This window comes from Pseudomonas sp. PA-4-8C (assembly GCF_021606625.1).
GTDB lineage: Bacteria > Pseudomonadota > Gammaproteobacteria > Pseudomonadales > Pseudomonadaceae > Aquipseudomonas > Aquipseudomonas lactis.
The window spans coordinates 1-5947 of sequence record NZ_WKCD01000317.1 but is presented as its reverse complement, the minus strand read 5'-3'; the positions used below and the strand labels follow the sequence as shown (position 1 = coordinate 5947).

The 5947-nt window shown below is 62.8% G+C and carries 6 protein-coding genes; all 6 read left to right on the top strand.

From position 1 onward, the window contains the following. The coding region (locus GIW04_RS26950; protein ID WP_329607645.1) for a helix-turn-helix domain-containing protein at positions 1–445 on the top strand (445 nt) is incomplete at its 5' end. Positions 446–727: 282 nt separating this feature from the next. After that, the gene (gene fliE / locus GIW04_RS26945) at positions 728–1057 is read left to right on the top strand and encodes a flagellar hook-basal body complex protein FliE (protein ID WP_003192959.1); all 330 of its coding nucleotides are present in this window, start codon (positions 728–730) and stop codon (positions 1055–1057) included. 16 nt (positions 1058–1073) lie between these two features. Continuing rightward, positions 1074–2849 (top strand): flagellar basal-body MS-ring/collar protein FliF, encoded by a 1776-nt coding sequence (gene fliF / locus GIW04_RS26940; RefSeq protein ID WP_003192958.1) that lies wholly within the window; start codon positions 1074–1076, stop codon positions 2847–2849. Further along, on the top strand, positions 2842–3858 hold the full coding sequence (gene fliG, locus GIW04_RS26935; RefSeq protein WP_003192957.1) for a flagellar motor switch protein FliG: 1017 nt from the start codon (positions 2842–2844) through the stop codon (positions 3856–3858). The genes fliF and fliG overlap by 8 nt, the downstream gene beginning before the upstream one ends. Before the next feature lie 10 nt (positions 3859–3868). Then, positions 3869–4633 (top strand): flagellar assembly protein FliH, encoded by a 765-nt coding sequence (gene fliH / locus GIW04_RS26930; RefSeq protein ID WP_120248415.1) that lies wholly within the window; start codon positions 3869–3871, stop codon positions 4631–4633. Continuing rightward, positions 4623–5947: flagellar protein export ATPase FliI (gene fliI / locus GIW04_RS26925; protein ID WP_236479369.1), on the top strand; the 1325-nt coding region annotated here is incomplete at its 3' end. The genes fliH and fliI, both read left to right, overlap by 11 nt.

Genomic DNA, 5947 nt, shown 5'->3' with positions numbered 1-5947 from the left:
GGCCGAGCGCCTGCTGAACAACCACGTCAAAAAAATGAAGCATGCCCAGGCGCGTTTATCACCCGAGGCCCAGGCGTGCCTGGTCAGTTATCCATGGCCGGGCAACGTGCGCGAGCTGGACAATGCGATCCAGCGTGCGTTGATTTTGCAGCAGGGCGGTTTGATCCAGCCGCAAGACTTTTGCCTGGCCATGGGCAATGGCGCTGCGCCGCTGCCGAGCCTGGCCCCGGCTCCCGTGGTCGCCGAGGCAGAATCGGCCGGAGCCCTGGGCGATGACCTGCGCCGCCGTGAATTCCAGATGATCATCGACACCCTGCGCGCCGAACGCGGCCGCCGCAAAGAAGCGGCCGAGCGCCTGGGCATCAGCCCGCGCACCTTGCGCTACAAGCTGGCGCAGATGCGCGATGCCGGGATGGACGTGGAAGCCTATCTTTTCGCCACCTGACCTCGCGCCAATCCCGTGTGTAGGAGCGAGCTTGCTCGCGAAGAATCCATAGGCGCCGCGGGCATTCTGGAAGCGCGCGTTATCGTTGACGTTTTTCGCGAGCAAGCTCGCTCCTACAAAAAACGTGCGGGAAGAAGGGCGCAAAAAACTTGCGGTAACAAGTTCGACAAGCTTTGTCGCCTTTTCTTACGAGTTGCTCCAGAGCTGGCACCCTTGTTGCTACCACCCCTGGTAACCGCTGCGTAGTGTCAAAAAATTGCGGGTCGTCGGAGAGAGAAGGTCATGAGCCAGGGTATTGAGTTCAATCGGTTGATGTTGGATATGCGCGCCATGCAAATGGATGCCATGGCTCAACCGAAATCCGTCGCGCCAGCGCCGGAATTGGGCCAAAGCAATTTTGCCGACATGCTCGGTCAGGCAATCAATAAAGTCAGCGATACCCAGCAGGCGTCCAGCCAGTTGGCGACGGCCTTCGAGATCGGTAAAAGCGGCGTGGACCTCACCGATGTGATGGTCGCTTCGCAGAAGGCCAGCGTGTCCTTCCAGGCCTTGACCCAAGTGCGTAACAAGCTGGTTCAGGCGTATCAAGACATCATGCAGATGCCGGTTTAAGGACGAGATTTAAGTCATGGCTGAAGCAGTCTCCGACAACCTCCCCGCCAAGGCCGACGGCAAGCCGCCGTTGTTTGGCCTGTCGTTCCTGGAAAACCTCTCGGAAATGACCATGCTGCGTCAGGTGGGCCTGATGGTGGGCCTGGCAGCCAGCGTGGCGATTGGTTTTGCCGTGGTGCTGTGGTCGCAGCAACCCGATTACCGCCCCCTGTACGGCAGCCTGTCGGGCATGGATTCCAAGCAGATCATGGAAACCCTCGCCGCCGCCGACATCGCCTACACCGTGGAGCCCAACTCCGGCGCCTTGCTGGTCAAGGCCGATGATGTGGCCCGTGCACGGATGAAGCTGGCCGCCGCTGGCGTGGCGCCGTCCGACAGCAATATCGGTTTTGAAATCCTCGACAAAGACCAGGGCCTGGGCACCAGCCAGTTCATGGAAGCCACCCGTTATCGTCGTGGTCTGGAAGGCGAACTGGCGCGCACCATTTCCAGCCTGAATAACGTCAAGGCTGCCCGTGTGCACCTGGCGATTCCGAAAAGCTCGGTGTTCGTGCGTGACGAACGCAAGCCCAGCGCCTCGGTCTTGGTCGAGCTGTTTGCTGGCCGCTCCCTGGAGCCTGGTCAGGTACTGGCGATCGTCAACCTGGTGGCCACCAGTGTTCCCGAATTGAGCAAGTCGCAAATCACCGTGGTGGACCAGAAGGGCAACCTGCTGTCCGACATGGCCGAAAACTCCGCGCTGACCCAGGCCGGCAAGCAATTCGACTACAGCCGCCGCATGGAAAGCATGCTCACCCAGCGCGTGCATAACATCCTGCAACCGGTACTGGGCAATGACCGCTACAAGGCTGAAGTGTCGGCCGATGTGGATTTCAGCGCCGTCGAGTCCACTTCCGAGCAGTTCAACCCCGACCAACCGGCCCTGCGCAGCGAGCAGTCCACCAGCGAACAACGCACTGCCAGCAATGGCCCCCAAGGTGTGCCGGGCGCCCTGAGCAACCAGCCACCTGCGCCGGCCTCGGCCCCGCAAACCACCGGTGGCGCCGCCGCTACCGCTGGGGCGATCCAGCCTGGCCAGCCGCTGTTGGACGCCAACGGCCAACAGATCATGGACCCGGCCACCGGCCAGCCGATGCTTGCGCCATACCCTGCGGACAAGCGTAACCAGTCCACCAAGAACTTCGAACTCGACCGTTCCATCAGCCACACCAAGCAGCAGCAGGGCAAGATCAATCGCCTGTCGGTGTCGGTGGTGGTCGATGACCAGGTCAAGGTCAACCCAGCGGACGGCGCGGTGACCCGTGCGCCGTGGACAGCTGACGAACTGGCGCGCTTCACCCGCCTGGTGCAAGACGCCGTTGGCTTCGATGCCAGCCGTGGCGACAGTGTCAGCGTGATCAACATGCCGTTCTCCGCCGAGCGCGGTGAAGTCATCGCTGACCCGGCGTTCTACACCCAGCCGTGGTTCTGGGACATCGTCAAGCAAGTACTGGGCGTGTTGTTTATCCTGGTGCTGGTGTTTGGCGTATTGCGCCCGGTGCTCAACAACATCACCGGCGGCAGCAAGAAGCAACTGGCGCTGGCCGGTGGCGACGTCGAGTTGGGTGGCATGGGCGGCCTGGACGGCGAACTGGCCAACGACCGGGTCAGCCTCGGCGGCCCGCAAAGCATCCTGTTGCCAAGCCCGAGCGAAGGCTATGACGCTCAGTTGAACGCAATCAAGAGTCTGGTGGCAGAAGACCCGGGCCGTGTGGCCCAGGTCGTGAAAGAGTGGATTAACGCAGATGAATGATCGAGCCGCTGTGGCCAAGCTGTCCCGGGTCGACAAAGCCGCCGTGCTGCTGCTGTCCCTGGGTGAAACCGACGCGGCCCAAGTGCTGCGCCACATGGGCCCCAAAGAGGTCCAGCGTGTCGGCGTGGCCATGGCGCAGATGCGCAATGTGCACCGCGAGCAAGTCGAGCAGGTGATGAGCGAGTTCGTCGAGATCGTCGGCGACCAGACCAGCCTGGGCGTCGGTTCCGACAGCTACATTCGCAAGATGCTCACCTCGGCCCTGGGCGAAGACAAGGCTAACGGCCTGATCGACCGCATCCTGCTGGGTGGCAACACCAGCGGCCTGGACAGCCTCAAGTGGATGGAACCGCGGGCAGTGGCCGACGTGATCCGTTACGAGCACCCACAGATCCAGGCGATCGTGGTGGCCTACCTGGACCCGGACCAGGCCGGCGAAGTGCTCGGCCACTTCGACCATAAAGTGCGCCTGGACATCATCCTGCGCGTGTCGTCGCTCAACACCGTGCAGCCGGCGGCGCTCAAAGAACTCAACACCATTCTGGAGAAGCAGTTCTCCGGCAATTCCAACGCCTCGCGTACCACCCTGGGTGGCATCAAGCGCGCGGCCGACATCATGAACTTCCTCGACAGCTCGGTGGAAGGCCAGTTGATGGACTCGATCCGCGAGATCGACGACACCCTGTCCGGCCAGATCGAAGACCTGATGTTCGTGTTCAACAACCTGGCCGATGTCGACGACCGTGGCATCCAGGCGCTGCTGCGCGAAGTGTCCTCGGACGTTCTGGTGCTGGCGCTCAAGGGCTCGGACGAAAACGTCAAAGAAAAGATCTTCAAGAACATGTCCAAGCGCGCCTCGGAGCTGTTGCGCGACGACCTGGAAGCCAAGGGCCCGGTGCGCGTCAGCGACGTGGAAACCGCCCAGAAGGAAATCCTCACCATTGCCCGCCGTATGGCCGAAGCCGGAGAAATCGTTCTCGGCGGGAAGGGCGGCGAAGAAATGATCTAAGGCGCCTTGCATGTCGAATAAAGATGAGGCGCCTAGCGATCTGATTCGCGCGCGGGATGTCGGCGGCTTTGACATCTGGTCGCTGCCCAGCTTCGACCCCCATGTGCCGGAGCCCGAGCCTGAACCGGTGGAGGAACCACCGGCGGAAATGGAAGAAGTGCCGCTGGATGAAGTCCAGCCACTGACCCTCGAAGAGTTGGAAACCATCCGCCAGGAGGCCTATAACGAAGGCTTTGCGGCGGGGGAAAAAGACGGCTTTCGCAGCACCACCCTCAAGGTTCGCCAGGAAGCCGAGGCGGCGCTGGCCACCAAGCTGGGTAGCCTGGAGCGCCTGATGGGTAACCTGTTCGACCCTATCGCCGAACAGGACTCACAGCTGGAAAAATCCATGGTCGGCCTGGTGCAGCACATCGCGCGCCAAGTGATCCAGCGCGAACTGGTGCTCGACTCCAGCCAGATCGAAGCGGTGATGCGTGAAGCCTTCAAGCTGCTGCCCCTGGGCGTCGGCAATGTGCGGCTGTACATCAACCCCCAGGATTTCGAACAGGTCAAAGCCCTGCGCGAGCGCCATGAAGAAACCTGGCGCATCGTCGAAGACGCTTCGTTGCAGCCCGGCGGTTGCCGCGTCGAGACCGAACACAGCCGCATCGATGCGACGGTGGAAACCCGCATCAGCCAGATCATGGCCAAGTTGTTCGATCAACTGCATGAACAAGCCCTGCACCCCGCCGAGCCGGATCTGAGCGTTGACCTGGACGCCACCGATGCGCCTTGATCGCACCAGCTTCGCCAAGCGCCTGGGCAGCTACGCCGAGGCCACCGAGTTGCCCGGCCAGCCGATCCTCGAAGGGCGCCTGTTGCGCATGGTCGGCCTGACCCTCGAAGCCGAGGGCCTGCGCGCCGCCATGGGCAGCCGCTGCCTGGTGATCAACGACGACAGCTACCACCCGGTGCAGGTCGAAGCCGAGGTGATGGGCTTTTCGGGCAGCAAGATCTTCCTGATGCCGGTCGGCAGCCTCGCCGGCATTGCCCCCGGCGCCCGCGTGGTGCCGCTGGCCGACACTGGCCGCCTGCCCATGGGCATGAGCATGCTGGGCCGCGTACTCGATGGTGCCGGTCGTGCGCTGGACGGCAAGGGCGGCATGAAGGCCGAAGACTGGGTGCCGATGGACGGCCCCACCATCAACCCGCTCAAACGCAACCCCATCAGCGTGCCGCTGGACGTGGGCATTCGCAGCATCAACGGTTTATTGACGGTCGGTCGCGGCCAGCGCCTGGGCCTGTTCGCCGGTACCGGCGTGGGTAAGTCCGTGTTGCTGGGCATGATGACGCGCTTTACCGAGGCCGACATCATCGTGGTGGGGCTGATCGGCGAGCGGGGCCGCGAAGTGAAGGAGTTCATCGAGCACAGCCTCGGTGAGGAAGGGCTCAAGCGTTCCGTTGTCGTCGCTTCTCCGGCAGACGATGCACCGCTGATGCGATTGCGCGCGGCGATGTACTGCACGCGCATCGCCGAATATTTTCGCGACAAGGGCAAGAACGTCCTGTTGCTGATGGACTCGCTCACGCGTTTCGCCCAGGCCCAGCGCGAGATCGCCCTGGCCATCGGTGAACCGCCCGCGACCAAAGGTTACCCGCCGTCGGTATTTGCCAAGTTGCCCAAGCTGGTGGAGCGTGCCGGTAATGCCGAAGCCGGCGGTGGCTCGATCACCGCGTTCTATACCGTGTTGTCTGAAGGCGACGACCAACAGGACCCGATTGCCGACTCGGCCCGGGGCGTGCTCGACGGCCACATCGTGCTGTCGCGGCGCCTGGCGGAAGAGGGGCATTACCCAGCCATCGATATCGAAGCGTCCATCAGCCGGGTGATGCCGGCGGTGGTCACGCCGGAGCATATGGCTCGTGCCCAGCAGTTCAAGCAGCTGTGGTCGCGCTACCAGCAAAGCCGTGACCTGATCAGCGTCGGCGCCTATGTGGCCGGTGGCGACCGCGACACCGACCTGGCCATCGCCTTGCAGCCGCAACTGGTGACCTACCTGCGCCAGGGCCTCAACGACAAGATCACCATGGGCGAGAGCCAGTCGCACTT